The 22,089-nt window shown below is 67.1% G+C and carries 19 protein-coding genes and 1 tRNA gene; 9 read left to right on the top strand and 11 right to left on the bottom strand.

The features are described from left to right. The first annotated feature begins 229 nt into the window (after positions 1-229). Positions 230-2,536 carry an MMPL family transporter gene (locus tag E3O48_RS03695; protein ID WP_134537354.1) on the top strand — a complete coding sequence of 769 codons (2,307 nt, stop codon included), beginning with the start codon at positions 230-232 and terminating at the stop codon, positions 2,534-2,536. Here the strand turns inward: E3O48_RS03695 and E3O48_RS03690 are convergent. The 3 genes from E3O48_RS03690 to E3O48_RS03685 form a co-directional block, all read right to left on the bottom strand. Then, complete coding sequence (locus tag E3O48_RS03690; RefSeq protein ID WP_134537416.1) at positions 2,533-3,903, bottom strand: MFS transporter; 1,371 nt, start codon at positions 3,901-3,903, stop codon at positions 2,533-2,535. The two genes, E3O48_RS03695 and E3O48_RS03690, sit on opposite strands and share 4 nt — an antisense overlap. Positions 3,904-4,374: 471 nt before the next feature. Then, a complete protein-coding gene (locus E3O48_RS17535; RefSeq protein ID WP_166788605.1) occupies positions 4,375-4,530 on the bottom strand; it encodes a hypothetical protein in 156 nt (51 codons plus the stop codon). Between the two features lie 232 nt (positions 4,531-4,762). Further along, positions 4,763-6,379 (bottom strand): isocitrate lyase, encoded by a 1,617-nt coding sequence (locus E3O48_RS03685; protein WP_134506517.1) that lies wholly within the window; start codon positions 6,377-6,379, stop codon positions 4,763-4,765. A 231-nt stretch (positions 6,380-6,610) separates the two neighbouring features. Between E3O48_RS03685 and E3O48_RS03680 the strand changes: the two genes are divergently transcribed. After that, the gene (locus E3O48_RS03680; RefSeq protein WP_134537353.1) at positions 6,611-7,987 is read left to right on the top strand and encodes an FAD-binding oxidoreductase; all 1,377 of its coding nucleotides are present in this window, start codon (positions 6,611-6,613) and stop codon (positions 7,985-7,987) included. Further along, entirely contained in the window at positions 7,984-9,321 is a 1,338-nt protein-coding gene (locus tag E3O48_RS03675; RefSeq protein ID WP_134506513.1) for a class I SAM-dependent methyltransferase, read from the top strand. The genes E3O48_RS03680 and E3O48_RS03675 overlap by 4 nt, the downstream gene beginning before the upstream one ends. A gap of 140 nt (positions 9,322-9,461) precedes the next feature. On the opposite strand, the gene E3O48_RS03670 is transcribed toward E3O48_RS03675, so the two are convergent. Beyond that, positions 9,462-10,247, bottom strand: a complete 786-nt coding sequence (locus tag E3O48_RS03670; RefSeq protein ID WP_134537352.1) for a GNAT family N-acetyltransferase — start codon at positions 10,245-10,247, stop codon at positions 9,462-9,464. 217 nt (positions 10,248-10,464) lie between these two features. Between E3O48_RS03670 and E3O48_RS03665 the strand changes: the two genes are divergently transcribed. From E3O48_RS03665 to E3O48_RS03655, 3 genes are all read left to right on the top strand, one after another. Then, positions 10,465-11,283 carry a bacteriorhodopsin-like gene (locus E3O48_RS03665; RefSeq protein WP_174774745.1) on the top strand — a complete coding sequence of 273 codons (819 nt, stop codon included), beginning with the start codon at positions 10,465-10,467 and terminating at the stop codon, positions 11,281-11,283. Between the two features lie 168 nt (positions 11,284-11,451). After that, the gene (locus tag E3O48_RS03660; RefSeq protein ID WP_134537351.1) at positions 11,452-12,102 is read left to right on the top strand and encodes a SatD family protein; all 651 of its coding nucleotides are present in this window, start codon (positions 11,452-11,454) and stop codon (positions 12,100-12,102) included. Then, positions 12,099-12,908, top strand: a complete 810-nt coding sequence (locus tag E3O48_RS03655; protein ID WP_134537350.1) for a hypothetical protein — start codon at positions 12,099-12,101, stop codon at positions 12,906-12,908. Before E3O48_RS03660 ends, E3O48_RS03655 begins: the two co-directional genes overlap by 4 nt. 45 nt (positions 12,909-12,953) lie before the next feature. Here E3O48_RS03655 and E3O48_RS03650 read toward each other — a convergent pair whose 3' ends face one another. The 7 genes from E3O48_RS03650 to E3O48_RS03620 all read right to left on the bottom strand — a co-directional run bounded on the left by E3O48_RS03650 (position 12,954) and on the right by E3O48_RS03620 (position 18,405). Further along, complete coding sequence (locus E3O48_RS03650; RefSeq protein WP_134537349.1) at positions 12,954-13,370, bottom strand: arsenate reductase ArsC; 417 nt, start codon at positions 13,368-13,370, stop codon at positions 12,954-12,956. Positions 13,371-13,456: 86 nt separating this feature from the next. Further along, positions 13,457-14,428, bottom strand: coding sequence for a metalloregulator ArsR/SmtB family transcription factor (locus E3O48_RS03645; protein ID WP_134537348.1), 972 nt, complete (start codon positions 14,426-14,428; stop codon positions 13,457-13,459). Between the two features lie 84 nt (positions 14,429-14,512). Continuing rightward, positions 14,513-15,517, bottom strand: coding sequence for an NYN domain-containing protein (locus tag E3O48_RS03640; RefSeq protein WP_134537347.1), 1,005 nt, complete (start codon positions 15,515-15,517; stop codon positions 14,513-14,515). Positions 15,518-15,620: 103 nt separating this feature from the next. Then, positions 15,621-16,088, bottom strand: a complete 468-nt coding sequence (locus E3O48_RS03635; protein ID WP_198413022.1) for a nitroreductase family deazaflavin-dependent oxidoreductase — start codon at positions 16,086-16,088, stop codon at positions 15,621-15,623. Positions 16,089-16,251: 163 nt separating this feature from the next. Further along, positions 16,252-17,229, bottom strand: coding sequence for a DUF2332 domain-containing protein (locus E3O48_RS03630; RefSeq protein WP_134537346.1), 978 nt, complete (start codon positions 17,227-17,229; stop codon positions 16,252-16,254). 117 nt (positions 17,230-17,346) lie between these two features. Further along, entirely contained in the window at positions 17,347-18,108 is a 762-nt protein-coding gene (locus E3O48_RS03625) for an SDR family oxidoreductase (protein WP_134537345.1), read from the bottom strand. 214 nt (positions 18,109-18,322) lie between these two features. Next, positions 18,323-18,405, bottom strand: a tRNA-Leu gene (locus E3O48_RS03620). A gap of 116 nt (positions 18,406-18,521) precedes the next feature. On the opposite strand from E3O48_RS03620, the gene E3O48_RS03615 reads away from it, so the two are divergent. The 3 genes from E3O48_RS03615 to mshC are packed head-to-tail and all read left to right on the top strand — an operon-like array spanning position 18,522 to position 22,017. Next, on the top strand, positions 18,522-19,847 hold the full coding sequence (locus tag E3O48_RS03615) for a M20/M25/M40 family metallo-hydrolase (protein WP_134537344.1): 1,326 nt from the start codon (positions 18,522-18,524) through the stop codon (positions 19,845-19,847). A gap of 18 nt (positions 19,848-19,865) precedes the next feature. Beyond that, positions 19,866-20,720: an undecaprenyl-diphosphate phosphatase gene (locus E3O48_RS03610; protein WP_134537343.1), complete on the top strand. Its 855-nt coding sequence runs from the start codon at positions 19,866-19,868 to the stop codon at positions 20,718-20,720. A gap of 13 nt (positions 20,721-20,733) precedes the next feature. After that, positions 20,734-22,017, top strand: a complete 1,284-nt coding sequence (mshC, locus tag E3O48_RS03605) for a cysteine--1-D-myo-inosityl 2-amino-2-deoxy-alpha-D-glucopyranoside ligase (protein WP_134537342.1) — start codon at positions 20,734-20,736, stop codon at positions 22,015-22,017. The last annotated feature ends 72 nt before the right edge of the window (positions 22,018-22,089 follow it).

Here is a 22,089-nt window from a genome sequence, read left to right as displayed (position 1 = left end):
GTATGTTGGGGTCTAGTGCTGAGGCTACACCTCGACCGGCCGGAGGGCCGAATCGACACTCGGCGGGCGTACGGCCCCGTTGCGTGCTTTGATGGCCGCGTGAGTGCCGCATCCGCACCCGCCGGGTCACAACCGCCGAAGGAACGAAGGCATGGTGAACTCAGCACCCACGCCCTGACCCGGGGGAGTACTTTGGCGATAGCCGCTCACTTCCGAAGGACGACTGACCATGCTGCGCACTCTCGGGGTCTTCATCGCCCGCCACCGCTTCATCGTGCTCATCGCCTGGGCCGCCCTGCTCGGCGTCTTCGTCGCGACAGCGCTCGGCGGGGTCGCCGGGGAGACCCTGTTCCAGCGGCTCTCCAGCGCGGGCCCCACGGTGAAGGGCGAGGTCAGCGAGGCGGAGCAACTGCTCCAGGGCACCGGCAACACGGACACCGAGTCGTTGTCGCTGCTGATCTATGGCGTCGCGCTCTCCCCGGCCCAGGCTGGTGAGCCCGGGCCGGCCACGATCCTCGCCGAGGCCGCGGCGGACCTGAGGAAGATTGACGGCGTGACCGGGGTGGTCAACCCCCTGGAGATCCCGCCGCTGCCCAGCGGCCAGCCGAACCCCGCCGCGGCGCCGCTGTTCGCAGCGGACGGCCGGGGGCTGCTCCTGAACGTCGCCATGTCCACGAGCGACGGCCGGCTGAGCGACGCGGTGCTCACGCCCGTCCAGGCCCGGCTCGAGGCGGCCGCCCTCGACCTGAGGAAGGCCGCGCCCGATGCGACTGTCGAGGTGGGCGGCACCCCCTTGCTCGTGGACTCGCTCGTCGCCGTCGCCGAGGCCGACCTGCAGAAGGGGGAGCTGATCTCCCTTCCCATCGCCCTCGTGGTCATGCTCCTCATCTTCGGCGGGTTCCTGGCGGCCGGCATCCCGTTGATCGGTGCGATCGCGTCCATCGTCGGCGCCCTCGGCACGCTGTACGGCTTCAGTTTCCTGATGGACATCGACACGACCGTGCTCAACGTCATCACGGTGATCGGCCTCGGTCTCTCCATCGACTATGGCCTGCTCATCGTCAGCCGCTTCCGGGAGGAGTTCCGGGCGCTCGTTCTGCGCACGCCGGCAGCACCGCGGCCGGCCGACGGGGCGCAGGATGCCCCGGCGCACCGTGGCAGGGATGAGCACGACGGTCAGAGCAGGCATGACCGCCACGAACTCATGCTCCAGGCGGTGGGGATCACCATCGACACGGCAGGGCGAACGGTGCTCTTCTCCGGGCTGACCTTCGCCATCGCCACCGTGGGCCTGCTCGTCTTCGAGCCCACGATCATCCGTGCCATCGCAGTCGGCGCCGTCTCGGTCGTGCTGATCGCCATCCTGACGGCGCTCGTGCTCGTGCCGGCGCTGCTCGGGTACTTCGGCGAGCGATTGCTGCAGCCCGGCCTGCTGACCCGCATGCCCGGCCTGGGCGGACTCCTCACCCGGTTCGGCGACGTGGCGCCCAAGGAAGGTGTCTTCTCCAAGCTCACCCGGGGTGTGCAGCGAGCCCCGGCCCTGATCGCCCTGGTCGGGATCGCGGCATTGCTCCTGCTCGGCAGCCCCGTGCTCGGCATGAACGTCACGAACAGCGGCTCGGACGCCATCCCCAGGTCGTCCAGCCAGTACGGTTTCGTGACCACCCTGAACAACCACTTCCCGCTGGCCACCGGGGCGAAGGTACAGCTGGTCTCCGACACTGACGAAGCCTCCGCCGCGGCCTGGGCTGGTCAGGTCCGGGCGTTGCCGCACGTCACCGACGCCGCCCCGCCGGCACAGGTCAACGGCCTTTGGGTCTCCCGGGTCAGCGTCGACACCCACAAGGGGCCGGCGGTCGTGCGGGAGATCCGGGCCGACCGGCCCGCGTTCACCAACTGGGTGGGCGGCTCGGATGCTGCGTCGGTGGACTACACCGACTCGCTCCAGCGCGGTGCGCCGTGGGCGGCTCTCATCATCGCCGTCGCCACGTTCGTGCTTCTGTTCCTGATGACCGGGTCGGTGGTCATCCCGGTCACGGCCCTGGTCATCAGCACGGTTTCGCTCGGAGCCTCGGTGGGAGTGCTGGTCTGGGGCTTCCAGGAGGGCAACCTCTCGGGGGTGCTCAACTTCGACCCGGCCACCATCTCGGGCGTCGACCCGCTCGTGCTGACCCTCGTCCTCACCTTCGGCTTCGGTCTGGCCATGGACTACGAGATGTTCCTGCTCTCGCGGATCAAGGAACACCACGATCAGGGCGAGGGCACGCGGCTGGCGATCGAGACTGGCCTGCAGAGCTCAGGCAGGATCATCACCTCGGCCGGCCTGATCATCGTGCTCGTCTTCGCCGGGTTCGCCACCGGGGACCTGATGCAGATGAAGCAGATCGGCATCGCGCTGGCGGTTGCGGTGCTCCTGGACGCCACCCTCGTGCGCGCCGTGCTGGTGCCCTCGGTGATGACGTCGCTGGAGCGGATCCTCTGGTGGGCGCCGGGCTGGATGCATCCGTTGCACGCCCGGTTCGGACTGCGCGACTAGACCGGGCGGTTCCGCGGCGGCGTCCGCGGCATCGACACGGCGGCCGCCACGGTGAACACCGCAGTGATCACCACGGCGAGGAACACGGCTCCGGATGCCGCCTCCACAGTGGCCGGATACGCCGTCGAGGCGCGAGAAGCGGTCGGCCCGGCGGCCAGGAAGATGCCGTTGGCGACCGCCCCGAAGATCGCGACCCCGACCGCGCTGCCCACCGAACGGGAGAACAGGTTGGCCCCGGTCACCACCCCGCGTTCATCCCATTCCACGCTGGACTGGGCGGCGATCAGTGTCGGCGTCGCCACGAGGCCGAGTCCCAGCCCCACCACGAAACAGCTGGCCGCCACGATGTAGACCGATGGTGAGCCCGAGGTGGCAGCCAGCGCCACGACCCCGAGCATGACCAGCACCATGCCGATCAGGGCGGTGTTGCGGAACCCGATCCGTAGATAGAGGCGACCGGCGAGCGACGCCGAAATCGGCCAGCCGATGGTCAGGGCGGCGAGGGCGAGGCCGGCGACGAGCGGCGCGGTTCCGAGTGCCCCTTCGAGGTAGGTCGGCACGAACGAGGTGAGCCCGATCAGGATCGCGCCGACACCGACCGAGACCAGGGCGCTGCTGAGCAGGAGGTGCCGTCGGAACACCCAGAGGGGCAGCACCGGCTCGGCGGCCCGGCGCTCGGCGAACCCGAAACCGACGAGCAGGACGGCACCCAGGCCGAACGCGCCGATGCTCGCCGGTGAGTTCCAGGCCCAGGCCTGACCACCCTCGAGCACCGCCAGGATCAGGAGGCTGAGCGCGCCGGTGAGCAACCCGGCGCCGAGGTAGTCGATCCGGTGGCGGCGTGGCTCGACGCTCTCGTGGAACGCGCGGAGCAGCATCACGGCGGCCAGGACGCAGAGGGGGATGTTGACGAAGAAGATCCAGCGCCAGGACAGGTACTGGGAGAACAACCCGCCGAGGGTCGGCCCGACCACAGAGGAGACGGCCCAGACGCTGGCCAGGTAGCCCTGCACCTTGGCGCGCTCAACAACGGTGTAGATGTCGCCCGCGATGGTGACGGCCATCGGCTGCACGGCGCCGGCGCCGAGGCCCTGGATCGCGCGGAAGGCGATCAGCGCGGGCATGCTCCAGGCCAGTCCGCAGAGCACCGAGCCGAGCAGGAACAGTCCGATGCCGACGAGCACGATCGGCTTGCGGCCGAGGGTGTCGGCGAGTTTCGCGTAGACCGGGACCGACACGGCCTGGGCGAGCAGGTAGATCGAGAACAGCCACGGGAACTGGGCGAATCCGCCGAGGTCCTTGACGATCGTCGGCACCGCCGTGGCCAGGATGGTCGCGTCGATCGCCACCAGCCCGGTGGTCAGCATCAGTGCGATCAGCACAGGGCCGCGCTCGGAGCGGAAACCCACATCGACGTTACTCACTGGCACCCATCCGTCCGGGGCCGGCGCCCACCCTCACTGCAAGCACCGGATGCGCCGCGGCATTCCCCTCGGGGCCGAAACCCGAATGCGGCGGTGGTGCTCGCCCGCAAGTAGGCAGGGCACCGCGCCCGGCACGAGAAAGGCCCCGGCGACGAACGCCGGGGCCTCATGCACTGTCTCAACCAGCGCTCGTCCGTTCACAGCAAAGCCGCTCACGGAAGTCTGGTTCGAGCATACAGGTGCCGCGGGGCGGGGCGGAGCCCGGTTGCCGCCGTCGCGATCGATCAGAATTCACAGACTTCCTCATGCAGCCGTGCGACCGGGTGCCCACCTCGATCAGCCCCCGAACGTGGGAGGGCCAGCCGCCAGATGCTTTCGGCGTGGCCCGTGTCGGGCCTTGCGCGGAGCCGGAGCCTAGTGGGCCGAGATCGAGTCGTCGGAGTCGAGGTCGTTCTGCCGCTCGCGGAACAGGCTGAGCTGCCGGCGCCGGAACTCGTCGGTCAGGTCGCTGGTGTCCTGGTGATCGGCGTGCGCCGAAACACTGGCAAGGGGTGAAGATTCTGAATTCATGTGCCCGATCTCGGCTGGGGGATGGACCAGTGGTGCGATGTCGGTGGCGACTCAACTGGCTAAAGGGACGCTATGTGGTTAAGTCCGGGAAGTCAACAAAACCCGTGGTGATTTCCTGGGCCTCATCGTCGACGGCTCGGGCATCAGCCGCTTCCCGGTCGCCGGCACACCGAAGAAGCCCCAGTCTTCCGACTGGGGCTTCTTCGGTGTCACCTCAACACGCGGCGTCGAATCAGCGGCTGCTCAGGACAGGTTCCTCGAACTGGTTCATCGTGTTGTTCTTGCCACCGGCCTTCAGCGCGGCCTCGCCGGCGAAGTACTCCTTGTGGTTGTCGCCGATGTCGGATCCGGACATGTTCTGGTGCTTGACCGTGGCGATTCCCTCGCGGATCTCCCGACGCTGCACGCCCTTGACATAGGCGAGCATGCCCTGGTCGGCGAAGTACCCCTTGGCCAGATCGTCGGTGGAGAGCGCCGCCGTGTGGTAGGTAGGCAGCGTGATGAGGTGGTGGAAGATGCCGGCCTCGGCCGAGCCGTCGCGCTGGAAGGTGCGGATGCTCTCGTCGGCGATCCGGCCGAGCTCCGTGTCGTCGTAGGTGACGCTCATGAGCTTGGCCCGGTCGTACGCCGAGACATCCTTGCCCTCGGCGGCCAGAGAGTCGTAGGCCTGCTGGCGGAAGTTGAGGGTCCAGTTGAACGACGGGCTGTTGTTGTAGACCAGTTTGGCGTTCGGGATCACCTTGCGCACTTCGTTCATCATTCCGGCGATCTGGGCGACGTGCGGCTTCTCCGTCTCGATCCAGAGCAGGTCGGCGCCGTTCTGCAGCGAGGTGATGCTGTCGAGCACGCAGCGGGCCTCACCGGTTCCCTGGCGGAACTGGAACAGGTTGCTGGCCAGGCGCTTCGGGCGCAGCAGCTTCCCTTCTCGCTTGATCACGACATCGCCGTTGCCGAGTTCGGCTTCGGTGATTTCTTCGACGTCGAGGAAGGAGTTGTACTGGTCACCCAGGTCGCCGGGCTGGTAGGTCACGGCGAGCTTCTGCGTCAGGCCGGCACCGAGCGAGTCGGTGCGGGAGACGATGATGCCGTTGTCGACGCCGAGTTCGAGGAACGCGTAGCGCACGGCGTTGATCTTCGCAATGAAGTCCTCGTGGGGCACGGTGACCTTGCCGTCCTGGTGGCCGCACTGCTTCTCGTCCGAGACCTGGTTCTCGATCTGGATGGCGCAGGCGCCGGCCTCGATCATCTTCTTGGCCAGGAGATACGTCGCCTCGGGGTTGCCGAAGCCGGCGTCGATGTCCGCGATGATCGGTACGACGTGGGTCTCGTAGGTGTCGATCTGCTCCTGGATGGCCGCGGCCGCGGCGTCGTCGCCGGCGGCACGGGCAGCGTCCAGGCCGGTGAACAGGAGATCCAGTTCGCGGGCGTCGGCCTGACGGAGGAAGGTGTAAAGTTCCTCGACCAGCGCGGGAACGGCCGTCTTCTCGTGCATGGACTGGTCGGGCAGCGGGCCGAACTCACTCCGCAGCGCGGCGACCATCCAGCCGGACAGGTACAGGTAGCGCTTGTTGGTGGTCTTCAGGTGCTTCTTGATCGAGATCATCTTCTGCTGGCCGATGAAGCCGTGCCACACGCCGAGGGACTGCGTGTAGACGGAGGAGTCGGCGTCGTACTCCGCCATGTCCTTCCGCATGATGTCGGCGGTGTACTGGGCTATCTCGAGGCCGGTCTTGAATCGGTTCTGTGCGCGCATGCGGGCGACCGACTCCGGGTCGATGGCATCCCAGCTGCGACCGACATTGCGCTTCAGCGCTTCGATGGACTCGATGTCGTTCTGGTAGTTGGTCATGTGCATTCCTTCGACGTTGAATTGTTCGGGGCATGGACGGCTGGATCTGCGGCCCGATTTCGACTGCTATATGAAGAATGCGGCACGGACAACGGGTCTTCTTCAGAGTTCGCGGCAGAACTTTCGCGTTTCTTCTCCGCACGAGAAGAACCTCGTCGCTCGAATCGGTGAGTGCGGGCAGGGTCGCGCCGGGCGGATGCGGCGGATGCGACCGAGGACTAGCGTGGAGGCGTGTCCACTCCCGCGATCGGCGCACGGACCGCTCACGCCGCAGGCGTGGAGCGCCTCCTGGCGAGCTATCGGGCGGTGCCGCCTGCGGCATCCGTTCGGCTGGCCAAGCCCACCTCGAATCTGTTCCGGTCTCGCGCGAAACCGACCACCAGGGGTCTCGACACCTCGGGATTGACGGGCGTCATCGCGGTCGACCCAGAAGCGCGGACCGCCGACGTGGGCGGCATGTGCACGTACGAGAACCTCGTCGCCGCGACGCTGCCACACGGGTTGGCGCCGCTGGTGGTGCCGCAACTCAAGACGATCACCCTGGGCGGCGCGGTCACCGGCCTCGGCATCGAGTCCACGTCGTTCCGCAACGGGCTGCCGCACGAGTCGGTGCTGGAGATGGACATCCTCACCGGCGCGGGGGAGGTGGTCACGGCCTCGCCCCGTGAGCACGAAGACCTCTACCGGGCCTTCCCCAATTCGTCCGGCACGCTCGGCTATGCGGTGCGCCTGCGCATCGCGCTGGAACCGGTCGAACCGTATGTCGCACTCCGGCATCTGCGGTTCCACACGCTCACCGACCTGGTCACGGCGACGGGGCGCATCATTGCGACCCGGGCGGTGGACGGCGACCGCGTGGACTACCTCGACGGCGTGGTGTTCAGCGCCGACGAGAGCTACCTCTGCGTGGGCACGCAGACGGCGGCACCCGGACCGGTGAGCGACTACACCGGCCAACAGATCTACTACCGCTCCATCCAGCACGGTGACGGTGTCAGGAAGGACCGGCTCACCATCCACGACTACCTCTGGCGGTGGGACACGGATTGGTTCTGGTGCTCGGAAGCGTTCGGCGTGCAGCGTCCGATGATCCGCCGGCTCTGGCCTCGACCGCTTCGGCGCAGCAGCTTCTACGGCACGCTGATGCGCTACGAACAGCGATTCCACATCGGCGACCGCGTCGAGCGACTGGCCGGCCGGCCGGCACGCGAGCGGGTCGTGCAAGACGTCGAGGTGCCGATCGAGCGGAGTGCGGAGTTCCTCGACTGGTTCCTCGCCACCGTGCCGATCACGCCGATCTGGTTGTGCCCGTTACGGCTGCAGGGCGGCGGCTGGCCGCTCTACCCGATCCGACCCCAGCAGACCTACGTCAACGTCGGCTTCTGGTCGACCGTGCCGGTGGGGTCGACCGAGGGGGAGACGAACCGTCTGATCGAACGGAAGGTCAGCGAGTTCCACGGGCACAAGTCCCTGTATTCCGACTCTTATTACACTCCGGAGGAATTCGACGACCTCTATGGCGCGGAAACCTATCAATCCGTGAAGAAGCGGTACGACCCCGATTCACGTCTCCTCGACCTCTATGCGAAGGCGGTGCAACGACGATGACCACATTCAAGGAACTCTTGCCGGAGGAGTCAGGCCAGGCAGCGAGGCCGGGCACTCAAGGGAAGCTCACCCTCGCCCAGATCCTGGAGATCCTCGCCGGCGGGCGGCTCCCGCTGAGATTCACCGCCTATGACGGGAGCGCGGCCGGTCCGTCCGACGCCCCGCTCGGACTGGACCTGAAGACGCCGCGGGGCACAACCTACCTGGCCACCGGCCGCGGCGATCTGGGTCTCGCCCGCGCCTACATCGCCGGAGACCTCGAGGTCCACGGGGTGCATCCCGGCGACCCCTACGAACTCCTCAAGGCACTCGCCGGTGAGCTGGTCTTCACGCTGCCACCGCCGCGGGTGACGGCCAACATCATCCGCTCCATCGGCGCCCTGCACCTGCGCCCGATCGCACCGCCGCCGGAGGAGGCACCGCCCCGCTGGCGCCGCGTCGCCGGGGGGCTCCGGCACAGCAGGACGAGGGACGCCGAAGCGATCCACCACCACTACGACGTCTCGAACACCTTCTATGAGTGGGTGCTTGGGCCCTCGATGACCTACACCTGCGCGTGCTACCCGCATCCCGACGCCTCGCTGGACGAGGCCCAGGAGAACAAGTACCGGCTGGTGTTCGAAAAGCTGCGGCTGAAGCCGGGCGACCGGCTGCTCGACGTCGGGTGCGGTTGGGGAGGCATGGTGCGCTACGCAGCCCGCCGCGGCGTCACAGCCACCGGCGTGACGTTGTCGCAACAGCAGACCGCCTGGGCACAACGGGCAATCGCGGAGCAGGGCCTGTCCGGGCTGGCCGAGGTCCGCTTCGGCGACTACCGCGACATCGCGGAGACCGGCTTCGACGCCGTGTCGTCGATCGGGCTGCTCGAGCACATCGGAGTGCGCAACTACCCGGCGTACTTCGCCTTCCTGCAATCCCGGCTGCGCCCCGGCGGGCTGCTGCTGAACCACTGCATCACCCGGCCGGACAACCGATCCGAGGCGTCCACCCGCGGGTTCATCGACCGCTACGTGTTTCCCGACGGGGAACTCACCGGCTCGGGCCGCATCATCAGCGCAGCCCAGGATGTCGGGCTGGAGGTGGTGCACGAGGAGAACCTGCGCCAGCACTACGCGATGACGCTGCGCGACTGGTGCGCCAACCTCGTCGAGCATTGGGACGAGGCGGTGGCCGAGGCGGGACTGCCCACAGCGAAGGTGTGGGGACTCTACATGGCCGGGTCACGGCTCGCGTTCGAGACCGGCGGTATCCAGTTGCACCAGGTGCTGGCGGTCAAACCCGGTGACGGTGGCCGGGTCGGTGATCTGCCGCTGCGGCCGTGGTGGAATCCCTGAATCGCGACGAACCCGTCGATCGCCCTGGCTTCCGTCGCGGACGTCTCGCAAGTTCCGCCCACGTCAGCACGGCCACCCGTGCCCGTAGATCGTGCACGTTCGTGACGTGAGAGTACAGGCTTGCCTCCCTGACGCCGAGGTCAGCGCGTCCAGTTGTAGGGCGTGGTCGTCGACACCTTGATCAGGCCGGAACGTTCGAGGATGGGACGCGAATCCTCGGTCGAGTCGCTGTGCACGAATCTCTTGCCTGAGGCGAGAGCGGACACGGCCCGAGCTGCCGTCACCGCACGGTAGATGCCTCGGCCTCGGTAGGCCTTGAGGGTGGCGCCACCCCAGATGCCGGCGAAGTCGGTGCCGGGCACCGGCTCGAGTCGGCCCCCGCAGACCATCCGGCCATCCGCCTCGGCCACCCAGAGCTCCATGCCGTCGTCGCGGGCGAGGCGCCTGAGCAACGCGTCAGCCATGCGAGTGTCGACACTCTCACCGAACGCCTCGTCCGCCATCGCACTCATGGCACGCACCTCCACCTCGGCGGCGACTCGCCGCACGGTGACACCGTCCGGCACGGGGGCATCCGTGCACAGGCCTTCGAGCGGACCGATCATGATCGATTCGGCTTCCTCCGGCTCGAACCCGTTCTGCAGCAGTATTCCGTGCAATCCGGGCGCGTGGTCGTGGCCCCGGGTCTTCCATTCGACGCGGGTGATCTGTGGGTCCGCACGGTAGTGATCGAGGGCACCCGCGACCAGCTCGGCCAGCGAGCCGTCTGCCGGGCCGAGATCCCGGTAGGTGACAAAGCCGCGACCGCCGGCGAACGTCACGAGGCGCAACGGGCCCAGCCGGGTGACGCTGAGGGCGCCGGGCGTTTCCGCGTCGGTTCGAAGCTGGTCATCGTAGGCCTGGAGGTATTCCGCGGAGCTGGTCATCGAGTTCATGCTGGCAGCTCCAGGACCCCGCCGCAACGTCGTCGGACTGGAGACCCTGGCGGGTCGGGAGCTCTTCGATGTGTGAGGGGGTGCATCCAAGAGGGCAACGGATCGAGAACTAGTTGTCACAAGAGACGTAGATCTCACTCAATCCGATTCGCTGAGGACGAGTTCACACCGCGCCGCTCGACGATCGTTTCGCTACCCGGAGGACACCGTGATACCCGATTCGCTGACCCAGTCCCAGTACGACACCGTCTACAACATCTTCTCCCTCGTGATCGCGGCGCAGCTCTTCGCGTCGATCTTCATGCTGGTCAGCCTCACCCGCGTGCTGCCGAGGTACCGGCAGGCGATGACCGTGGCGGCGATCGTCTGCGGCATTGCCGCGTACCACTACTTCCGCATCTTCGACTCGTTCAAGGCCGCCTTCGTGACAGACGCCGTCGGCGGGCGCGGGGACTACCTGCAGGTCGCCGGCGCCGGCTTCAACGAGGGCTACCGCTATGTCGACTGGCTGCTGACCGTGCCGCTGCTCCTCCTCGAACTGATCGCAGTGCTCGCCCTTGCCCGTCGAGTGCAGACGAGTCTCCTCACCCGACTCATCCCGGCATCGGCCCTGATGATCGCGCTCGGGTACCCCGGTGAGATCACCGGGGACAACGGTCTTCGCGGCCTGTTCGGCCTGCTCTCCACCATCCCGTTCGCGTACATTCTGTACGTGCTCTTCGTCGAGTTGACCCGCTCGCTAGACCGTCAGCCGGCGAGCGTGCGCAGGACTATCAGCCAGCTCCGCCTGCTCCTCCTCCTGACCTGGGGCGTCTACCCGATCGCCTACCTCCTGCCGTTGCTTGGTCTCGACGGGGCGGATGCCTGGGTCGGGAAACAGCTCGGCTACTCGATCGCCGACATCCTCGCCAAGGTGCTCTACGGCCTGATCATCTACCGGATCGCCCGGATGAAGTCGTTCGCAGACGACGACTCGTTCGCCGTCAGGGAGCTGTCGGTGGACGAGGCTCGCGAGGTGCGGGCTTGAGCGCCCCGGAGCAGCGTGCCTTCGCCCAAGTCGGCGCGGGCCCGCGACGCCGAATAGGAGTGTCGCGGACGTTCGTGTCGGCCGAATCCCCGGTGATGCCCAGTGCGCAGTGCGTTTTGCATAAGTCGCAGTCTTATAAAAACTGAGAATAAGGTATACGCTTATGCTATGAACACCGCATCCGATTCATGGGCCGTGATCGTCGACGTCTCGAAGTCTCGCTCGCACGATGACCGGCGTGCGCTGCAACAGGAGATTCAGGATGCCTTCGGCCGGGTCAACGGGATCATCGCGGCACGCCAGCCGCTCGCGGCTACGATCGGCGACGAATTCCAGGCCGTGTACTCCTCCCTCGGAGACGCGACCCGGGCGACCCTCCTCTCTCGGCTCTGCCTGCCCGACGGCGTGGACTGCCGCTTCGGCATCGGCAGAGGCGAGGTGACCACGATCGGCTCCGGTGTCGCTGGTCTGGTGCAGGATGGTTCCGCGTGGTGGTCCGCGAGGGAGGCAATCGATGAGGCGCGACGACATGAGTACTCGAAACTCAGCTTTGTGCGCACCTGGTTTCGTGCGGCCTCAGAGACCGGAACTCCCGACGAGGCTCTCGTGAACGCCTACCTTCTTGCACGCGACCACATCGTCGGGTCGATGAACCCGCGCGCCCGCCGGCTGCTGCTGGGTCACCTGCTCGGCGCGACGCAGGGCGACCTCGCCGAGCAGGAAGGGATCACCCAGTCGGCGGTGTCTCAGAACCTGAACCGCAATGGAGCCAACGCACTCCTGGCGAGTGAAGCCCTTCTACTGGAGGTCGAGCGGTGATCCTGCTCGCCGCCCTCCTCGGATCCCTCGGTGTCGCCGATCTTGCGCGAGCCCGTTCGGGAAGCAGGCGACGCCTGTGGCTCGCGGCATCGGTGGGCATCGCGTCGTTCGTGCTCGCAGCGACCGGCAGCGGCCAGGAGTGGTGGTGGTCGCTCATCGCAGTGGTCGCGGTCATCGGCTGGCTGATCTCCACGGGCGAGTCGGACGGCAGTCACCGTGCCGGATTCTGGGCAGTGGGGGTGTTGGCGGCGACCGCGATCGTCGCGTTCGTCTGGGGTCCGGAGCTCTCCCGACCCAGCGGCTTGCTCCCCGGCTGGTACGCCGCGCTGCCCTATGCGTCACTCCACGCGGTGTCGTTCACCTCATTCGCCCTCGTCGTGGGCGGAGCACTCTTCCTGATCGAGACGTCAAACGTCATCGTACGGCTCGCGCTGCACGGCGAGAGGTCGACGAGCGTCGCCCCCGCCCCGTCCGCGGCCAGTCGCCCGGGCACACGTGGCCGGTCCTGGCGGCGGCCTCCATCGCGCTCTTCCGCTGCCGACGCGCCGACAGAGGTCGTCGTCGAGCTGAAGGGAGGCCGCTTCATCGGCCCGCTCGAGCGCGTCTTCCTGCTCGCCCTCGTGCTCGCGGGAGCATTCACGGCGATAGCGGCGATCGTCGCGGCGAAAGGCATCATCCGCTTTCCCGAGATATCGAGAGACCCGGGCGGCTCGAAGGCCGAGTATTTTCTCGTGGGCAGTTTCGCCAGCTGGGCACTGGTGGCTTTTGTGGTGATGCTGATCCGGCTGGGCCCGGCGACGACATAAGGGCCTGACTCATATTCCGTTGATATCAGTCATGCACTAATGCGGTCAGTCTGCGGGCAGGACAGGGAGGATCTCGGCGAGCAGCGCTTGGATGCGCGCCTTGATCTCGTCGCGGATCGGGCGCACGGACTCGATGCCCTGGCCGGCCGGGTCGGCGAGTTCCCAGTCCTCGTAGCGCTTGCCCGGGAAGATCGGGCAGGTGTCGCCGCAGCCCATGGTGATCACGACATCCGATTCCTTGACGGCCTTGGTGGTGAGGATCTTCGGCACGTTATGGGCGATGTCGATACCCTCCTCGGCCATGGCCTCGATCGCGACGGGATTGATCTGGTCCTTGGGCGCTGACCCGGCGGAGAGCACCTCGACCCGGCCCTGGGACAGGGCGGTCATGTAGCCGGCTGCCATCTGCGAGCGGCCGGCGTTGTGGACACAGACGAAGAGAACAGTGGGCTTGTCGGTCATGGGTGAGTCCTTCGGTCGGAGATGACTAAAAGCATAGACGAGCATCTATGGATCGCGCACCGCGGGACGGAAGGTTCAGCTGCCGTTCAGTCTGGCGCCCTCCGTTGGATCTCGGCCAACAGGCCCCGGACGCGCAGACTGATGTCGTCGCGAACGGCCCGCACGCCGGACAGGGGGAGTCCGACGGGGTCGGCCAGGTCCCAGTCCAGGTAGCGCCGACCCGGGTAGACCGGGCACGCGTCTCCGCAACCCATGGTGATCACGTAGTCGGCGGCGCGGATGACCTCGTCGGTGAGCGGCTTGGGGTACTCGCCCGCGAGGGGAATGCCGATCTCGTCCAGCGCGCGAACCACGAGCGGGTTCACGAACTCCGACGGCTGGGAACCGGCGGTCCGCACGCGCACCTGCTCCCCGGCCAGGGATCGAAGGATCGCCGACGCCATCTGGGAACGCCCGGCGTTCTGCACGCAGACGAACAATATCTCGGGCGCGTCGTCGGTGACCCGGTTCTCAACGGCGGCGAGGGCTTGGAGTCGGTCGCCGGCGAATCTGCTGGTGAGCGACGGCAGAAAGCGGGTGAGGCGGGCCCGCTCGGCCAGAAGGGCGTAGCTCTCTGTGACGTAGCGGTCAATCGTCTCCGGCGAGAACACCCCGCGGAATCGGACTGCGAGGTCGTCGGCGATGCGGTGCAGCACTGCGGGTGCCGGCGGAACTGGCTCCGCGCCCCCGTCCGCGAGCAGCACCTCGGCTACCTCTGCCTGCCGGCCCGGGGCGATGGAATACCAGACCACCCGGCCGTCCTTCTCGCGCTCCAGGAGGCCCTCGTCGACCATGACTCGCATGTGGTGGCTGACGGTCGGCTGTCGGAGACCGAGTTCGGTGGCGAGCCGGCCGACGAGAGCGCGCCCACCGGGACTGTCGACGACCAGGCCGAGCAGTCGCACCCGGGTCGGGTCGGCCAGGACCTTCAGCCGACGGGCGATGCCCTGTGCGGCATCCCCGCCCGCCACCCGTGACGCGGCGAGCCGGCCGTCGACGTCGCGAGCGGGAATGGGCATGCTGGTGAGTCTAATCGGGGCTGTTTGCGCCGACCGGGTTCGAGGGTGGCGCGATCGGCGCCCTCAATCGTGCCGAATCGAGGCCTAGCGTCGACTTTCTGCCTCAGGACGCAGCCGGATGAGCCGCTGAGGGCCGTCCTCCTGCAGCTCGGCCAGATCGCCGCGCGAGGCGAGGAAATCGGTGAAGGAACGGAAGCCGAGCGGCTTTTCGTTGAAGGCGGGGTCCATCCGGCGCATCTGGTTCTTGATCGTGCCCGTGTTGAGCCACTCGTCGGCGTCGGCCTTGGCGTGACCGATCTTCAGCGCGCGCACGAGGAGCTCCGTCGCCTGTGTCTGCGGGTCGATGTCGTCGCCGGTCTCCGGCTCGTCGAACTGCGCATCCTCGGTGTGCGAGAACATGGGAATCGTCGTGAGCTTGCGGGCCTTGCTGGGTGTCGGTTCTGGTGCCGTTTCGGCGGGTTCAGCGGCCTTCCTGGTCGCCTTGGGCCTCTCCACTGCCTCGGCGGCGGACTTGTCGACTCCGGGCAGCGAGGAGTAGTCCTCGAACTCGTCGCACGCGGCCGCAAGCGAGGTGCTCGTCGACCCCGCGACACCGATGCCGACCACGAAACGGCCGAGGCGCTTCGACTTCTGGGCGAGGGCGATGTAGTCGGAGTCCCCGGCGATAATGATCACGTGGGTGAGGTCCGGCAGTCGGAAGAGGTCTTCGACCACGTCGACGGCCAGACGGATGTCGGCCCCGTTCTTGGTTCCCCGGGTGGTCGTGGTGAACAACTGGGTCAGGTCCACCGCCCGGGACATGAGCTGGCGCTGGTAGCTCGCATTGACGGGAACCGACCAGTCGGCGTATGCGCGGTTGACGACCAGGGTGCCGAATGATGCGGCAAAGTCGATGATGGCGTTGAAGTCGACTGTCGCGGCGGCGAGCTTCGCCGCGATCTCAGGGTCGGCATCCCGGCTGGACTTGTCGAAATCGCGGATGCCGTCGCGCTGGAAGGCGTTGCGCCCGTGCAACTGCTGATAGCGAGAGATGACGATGTTGTCGAAGTCGATGTAGAGGCCGACGCGTGCGTCGTTGGGTTCAGTCATGGGGAGCTCCTCAGCCGCGGGCGGAAGACTCAGTAGCGATCCGGTACCTCTAGTCTGCTGCGAGCAACGTCGCGAAGGCAACTCGGGGGCGCCGGGTGAGCGCTCACTCGGCATCGCGGATCTGGAACACCGGGAAGTCGGCTGCAATGGCCTCGAACGCCGCGACCGGCTCCGACTGATCGACCGGAATGTGCGGCCGGGCCCCGGGAGCCTGCGCCAGGTAGGCCTTGAGAATCGGCGCGCGAGCATCCGCTCGCACCTCGTCAAGCAGCACCGGTCGCCTGCGCCCCGCGTGGATGACGGCGTTTCCGTTCGCGGCCCGCACATTGCGCACCCATCGTGAACCCTGTCCCAGCATCGAGACCGCGTACTCATTCCCGTCAAAGCGGGCGATCACGAGCGGCAGGGTGAGCAGGGTGCGCGACTTCGGGTTGACAGTCTCGATGCTCACAGCGCCGTGGCCGACGATGCCGAGCGAGAACACCATCGAGCTGATCCGGTTCAGAAAACGCGCCCACCGGTTCGGGCGGCCGCCGGCGTACATGCGCCGTAGGGAGTCTTCACGAATCATGGCCGGTCGTCCCGGGGCTGAGAGCGGGTGATGTGGATGAATTCGGGCATGAGCGGTGAACCTCTCCAGCGTTGACGGCTGACACCCGTCCCGCGGCTGCGCCGCAGAGCCGGCCGGCCGACAGGCCGATGTTAGCATTCGCGCGCCACAGCGCAGAGTGGCGCTATGTCGTAGGGAGCGCACGGTAGTACTGGCCGTGCCGTGCGGTGAGCGCCACCGGAACGCCGTTCTTCGCGAGCACAAAATCGCCGTTCACCGCGATCCCAGTGGGGAGTTGCGCAGCCAGTTCGGGGAGCACGGCTACGCCCTCATTGCTCAACCAAACGGCATCGAGGGCTGACACCTGGTCGACGAAGCGGTCGCGGTCCTCCACCTCGAGGTAGGCCAGGACCGCACTGTGGAAGACCACGAGGGTGGCGTCGTCAGGTGCCTGTGCCGCACGGTTGGCCACCTCGGCGTTCAAATCACCGGCCACCAGCAGAGGAGGATCCTGGGCAACGATTCGCGCCGCCGCACGGAGTCGAGCTCGGCGCTCATCATGTTCGGGCCAGACCAATGCTTCGAGCCAGTTAAGGCTGTCGATATCGGTGACATCGATCGGGTTGAGGTCCACTCCACCTCGCCAGAACACATCCGGCAATCGGATTGGCACGTCAAGCGCTCCTCTCAGGTCGCAGTCGAGGACGACGGAGCTCGGGCCATCCTTCGGGTCGACCTTGTGAAGGGTGCCGGCGGAGTGATACCGGTAGCTGTAGCGATCGGGGTAAAGACACAGGCCGGCTGAAGCACCCACCTCGAGCAGGGCAACCGGGCCGCTGATGGAGGCAATATGCGGGAGCAGGGTCGCACACCTGGCGGCCTCATTCGTTTGGGTCGACCGAGCCAGAACCACTGGAACCACCTCGGCCCACCTCGACAGCAACCACTCCCGGAACACGTCATATTCGGCAAGGGGTGCCCCCTTGGATCGGGAGGCGGCGAAGACGAGATTGGCTTGCTGCTTGGGTCGGGGCAGGTGTGCGATGAGGGATCGAACCTCCACGTCCCCGGCAATTCCCAGAGCCCAGTCTTCGAAGATGGCTGAGCTGCCGCGGGCTTCGAGCGCCGCAAAGCGACCGTAGTAGTCGGCAACAGCATCCATGCCCCCAAGGCTAGCGGGAGAGGGACCGCCGCCATTCCCACCCGAATCAAAGGTCAGAAGTCACCCTTTGATCGGGATCTCTACGAGAGCGACTGACAGAAGCAATCCGCACCTGGTCTAGCGGCCTCCCGCTATGTCCAGAATGCTTCCGGTGCAGTAGCTTGCGTCGTCGCCGAGTAGCCAGACGATCGCAGCAGCGACTTCCGCAGGATGTCCGGCTCGCTTCATCGGAATGGTGTGGGCCATGTCCGTCGCCCGGTCCGGGCGACCGTTTCGTCCGTGCATTTCCGTGTCGATGACTCCGGGCCGAACGACGTTCACGCGGACGCCCTCATCTGCGACTTCACGTGACAAACCAATGCCGAGAGTGTCGATTGCCCCTTTCGATGCGGCGTAGTCCACGTACTCACCTGGTGCCCCCAGCCGACTGGCCGTTGAGGAGACCAAGACGATGCTGCCACCCGCACCGCCATGAAGAGTGGACATCCGCCGCACTGCATGGCCGCAGCCTAGGACGGGGCCCACTACGTTGACCGCGAGTAGTTCTCTTATGCGTGAAGCGGTGAGCTCATCGACTCTCGACTGCGAGGCTGCGAGTCCGGCGTTGGCGACGAACGCCGTGACCGTGCCGAGCCTGTCTGCGGCCTCGAATATCGCCGCTATGTCGTGCTCGTTCGCCATGTCTGCGCGGATGAAGGACGCGAGACCGCCTCTGGCGTGAATCGTCTCGACGACTTTGACGGCTGCTTGCTCATCGTATTGATAGGTGAGGAGCACTGACCAGCCGGCGTGTGCCGCCGCAATCGCGGTGGCGGAACCGATTCCACGACTCCCGCCGGTAATGACTGCTAGACCGCGTGCCCCTGGTTCCGTGTGCATCCCGCCAGTATGCGCTCATACCCGATGCCAGGATTCGAACCTCGAACGCCGCGGAACACACCTGCCCGGGCGTTCATCATGGAACACGAGTGGCACTCGGTGATCGCGAGGGGTCTCGGCACCTGGTTTTGGGCAAAAAAAGGCCGGACAACCGATATCGGTTGTCCGGCCTATTTCCCAAACGGAAGTCCGGAATACTCCGGACCTCTCTCTGTGCCCGAGGGGGGACTTGAACCCCCACGCCCATAAGGGCACTAGCACCTCAAGCTAGCGCGTCTGCCATTCCGCCACCCGGGCTGGTGCTTCGGCTGCCGTTGTCCGGCCGCCGAATAGATAATCTAGCACGGATTTCAGGGACCTCAGGCCGCGCCCGCCGTCCCCGGTATCGGGCACGGCCCGGTAGCGTGAAGGCCATGCTTTCCTCCGCTGAGAACACCCCGGCTGACGCCCGTCTGGACCTGACGGCCGAGATCGCCCGCGACCTCATCCGTTTCGACACGACCAACTACGGGGAGGGCCGTTCCAACGGCGAGACTGATGCCGCGGAGTACGTCGCCGCCAACCTCCGCGCCCTCGGCCTCGCCCCGCAGCTGTTCGACTCCGAACCAGGCCGCACGAGTGTCGTCGCCCGTGTTCCCGGTCGCGATTCGAGCCGGGGGGCCCTCGTGGTGCACGGTCATCTCGACGTCGTCCCCGCCGACCCTGAGGCGTGGTCGGTGGACCCGTTCGAGGGCGTCATCAAGGACGGCCTGCTCTGGGGCCGCGGAGCCGTGGACATGAAGAACATGGACGCGATGATCCTCGCCGCACTGCAGGACATCCTCGGTTCGGGCCGGCAGCCGGCCCGGGACCTGGTCGTGGCCTTCTTCGCCGACGAGGAGGCCGGGGGAGTGCTCGGTTCGCACTACCTGGTCGACACGCATCCGGAACTCTTCACGGGGGCAACAGAGGCGATCAGCGAGGTCGGCGGTTACTCGATCACCCTCGGCGGCCAGCGCGCCTATCTGCTGCAAACGGGTGAGAAAGCTCTCATCTGGATCAAGCTCATCGCGCGCGGCGAGGCGGCCCACGGATCCCGCCTGATCCACGCCAACGCGGTCACCCGGCTGGCCGAGGCCGTGGCCAGGGTGGGCAGGCGCGAATGGCCGATCCGGCTCACCGACACCACCAGCGCGCTGCTGGCCGAACTGGCCAGGGTGCTCGGCGTCGACCCGCAGCGCGTCGGCCCCGACGAACTGGCCCTGGCCACCGGCACGGCGTCCGGCTTCATCCAGGCCAGCCTGCGCACCACGACGAATCCAACTGTTCTGCACGCCGGCTATAAGCACAACGTCATCCCCGACCGGGCGGAGGCGCTCATCGACATCCGCACCCTCCCCGGCGACGAGGACAAGGTGCTGGCCGAGGTGGCCGAGCTCGTGGGGCCCGACATCGAAATCGTCATCATGCACCGCGACATCGGCCTGGAAACCGAGTTCGGCGGACCGCTGGTCGACGCCGTCGTCGATACGCTCGGTCGGCACGACCCGGGCGCGCCCGTGCTGCCGTACCTGCTCTCCGCGGGAACCGACAACAAAGCGCTCAGCACACTGGGCATCAAAGGCTACGGGTTCGCCCCGCTGAAACTCCCAGCAGATCTTGATTTTCCGGCCATGTTCCACGGAGTCGACGAGCGGGTCCCGCTCGACGCGTTAGTGTTTGGCAGGCAGGTCCTGACCGATCTGCTTTCGAACTACTGACAGCGAAGCGAGCGGCACGTGAATCTCATCAACGCGATCATCCTCGGCCTCGTCCAGGGGCTGACCGAGTTCCTCCCGGTCTCCTCGAGCGCCCACATCCGCATCGTGGGCGAGTTCCTCGGCACCGGGGCCGACCCGGGGTCGCGGTTCACCGCGATCATCCAGATCGGCACCGAGGCCGCCGTCGTGCTCTTCTTCTGGCGCGACATCGTGCGCATCATCGGCCAGTGGTTCCGCTCACTCCTCGGCAAGGTGCCGCGCACAGACCCGGATGCCCGGATGGGCTGGCTGATCATCTTCGGCTCCCTGCCGATCATCGTTCTCGGGCTGCTCTTCCAGGACCAGATCGAGTCCTCGCTCCGCAACCTCTGGATCACCGCGACCGTGCTGATCGTCTTCGGCATCCTGCTCGGCATCGCCGACTACGTCGGCGCCAAGAAGCGCCGGCTCAAGGACATCACCGTCCGCCACGGCGTCGTCTACGGTTTCGCCCAGGCCCTCGCACTCATCCCCGGGGTGTCCCGCTCCGGCGGCACGATCACCGCCGGGCTGTTCATGGGCTACGAGCGGCGCGCCGCCGCCCGGTATGCCTTCCTGCTCGCCATCCCCGCGGTCCTGGGCAGTGGTTTCTACCAGATGTACAAGTCGATCGCGAAGCCCTGCCTCCCCGCCGCGACCAATTGCACCCCCGAGATCTTCGGCCCGTTCGAAACCCTTGTCGCCACGGTCATCGCCTTCGTCGTCGCCCTGTTCGTGATCGGGTTCTTCATGAACTACATCTCCAAGCGCAGCTTCCTCCCGTTCGTGATCTACCGGATCGCGCTCGGCCTCGTCCTGTTCGGCCTGCTGGCCACCAACACCATCGCCGCCTAGTTAGGCTGGTTCAATGCGCGCCTGGCAACGACCCGAGATCCCGCAACTCCCCGGCCAGTCGGGCGCACCGTGGCTGTACGACACGGCCACGGAGACCCTCGTGGAAGCGAAACCGTCCGCTGCGGCCCGGCTCTACGTCTGCGGCATCACCCCGTACGACGCGACCCACCTCGGCCATGCGGCGACCTACCTGGCCTTCGACACGCTTCAGCGGGTCTGGCTCGACGCCGGCTACCGGGTGCACTACGCCCAGAACGTCACCGACGTCGACGACCCGCTGCTCGAACGCGCGACCGCGACCGGCGTCGACTGGCGCGAACTCGCCGCGTCCCAGGTCGAACTCTTCCGCGCCGACATGGAGGCGCTGGCGATCATCCCGCCGAACGACTACGTCGCCGTCACCGAAGTGATCGATGAGATCGCGGCGGCCGTGGCGCAGCTGTGGGATGCCGGGATCGCCTACGCGGTACCCACCAGCGATTCCATTGTCGACACCACCAGGTTCGGCACGATCGGATCCGCCGGTTCGGACATCTACTTCGACATCGCGGCGGCGGAACGCCTGGCACCGTGGACCCTCGGCGAGGAGAGCAACCTGGCCCGGCCCGAGATGCTCGCCCTGTCGGCGGAGCGTGGGGGAGACCCCGAGCGCCCGGGCAAACGAGACCCGCTCGACCCGCTGCTCTGGCGCGCCGCGCGGGCCGGCGAACCGTCCTGGCCGTCGTCGGTCGGCGCAGGGCGGCCCGGCTGGCACATCGAATGCTCCGTGATCGCGCTCAAGGAACTCGGCACGGACTTCACGGTGCAGGGCGGCGGCAGCGATCTGGTCTTCCCGCACCACGACATGAGCGCCGGGCACGCTGCGGCGCTCTCCGGGCATCCGCTCGCCGGGGTGTACAGCCACACGGGAATGGTCGCCTACCAGGGCGAGAAGATGAGCAAGTCCCTCGGCAATCTGGTGCTCGTCTCCCGGCTCCGAGCCGCCGGAGTCGACCCGCGGGCCATCCGGCTCGCCCTGCTCGCCCAGCACTATCGCAGCGACTGGGAATGGACCGACGCGCACCTGGACGCCGCGGCCACCCGGCTGACGAAGTGGACCGCCGCCTTCGGCAGTGGAGCCCGACCCGGTCCGGTGGATGCCCGCGCGGTCATCGACGAGCTCCGTGCTGCGCTGGTCGCCGACCTCGACACCCCGGGTGCCCTCGCTGTGCTCGACGCCGCCGCGGCCGCCGAGGCCGTCGACAATCCGGCATCGGTGGCCCTGGCCGTGGACGCGCTGCTCGGCGTGGCACTCTAGCCTGACTTCACCGGCCTGACTTCTCCGGCCTGGCCCTGCAGGCTCGCCCCGGCTCCGCCCGGCAGCCGTCGG

Origin of the sequence: Cryobacterium sp. HLT2-28 (assembly GCF_004402495.1) — a bacterium.
GTDB classification, from domain to species: Bacteria; Actinomycetota; Actinomycetes; order Actinomycetales; family Microbacteriaceae; genus Cryobacterium; species Cryobacterium mannosilyticum.
This window is presented reverse-complemented; position numbering and strand designations above follow the sequence as displayed.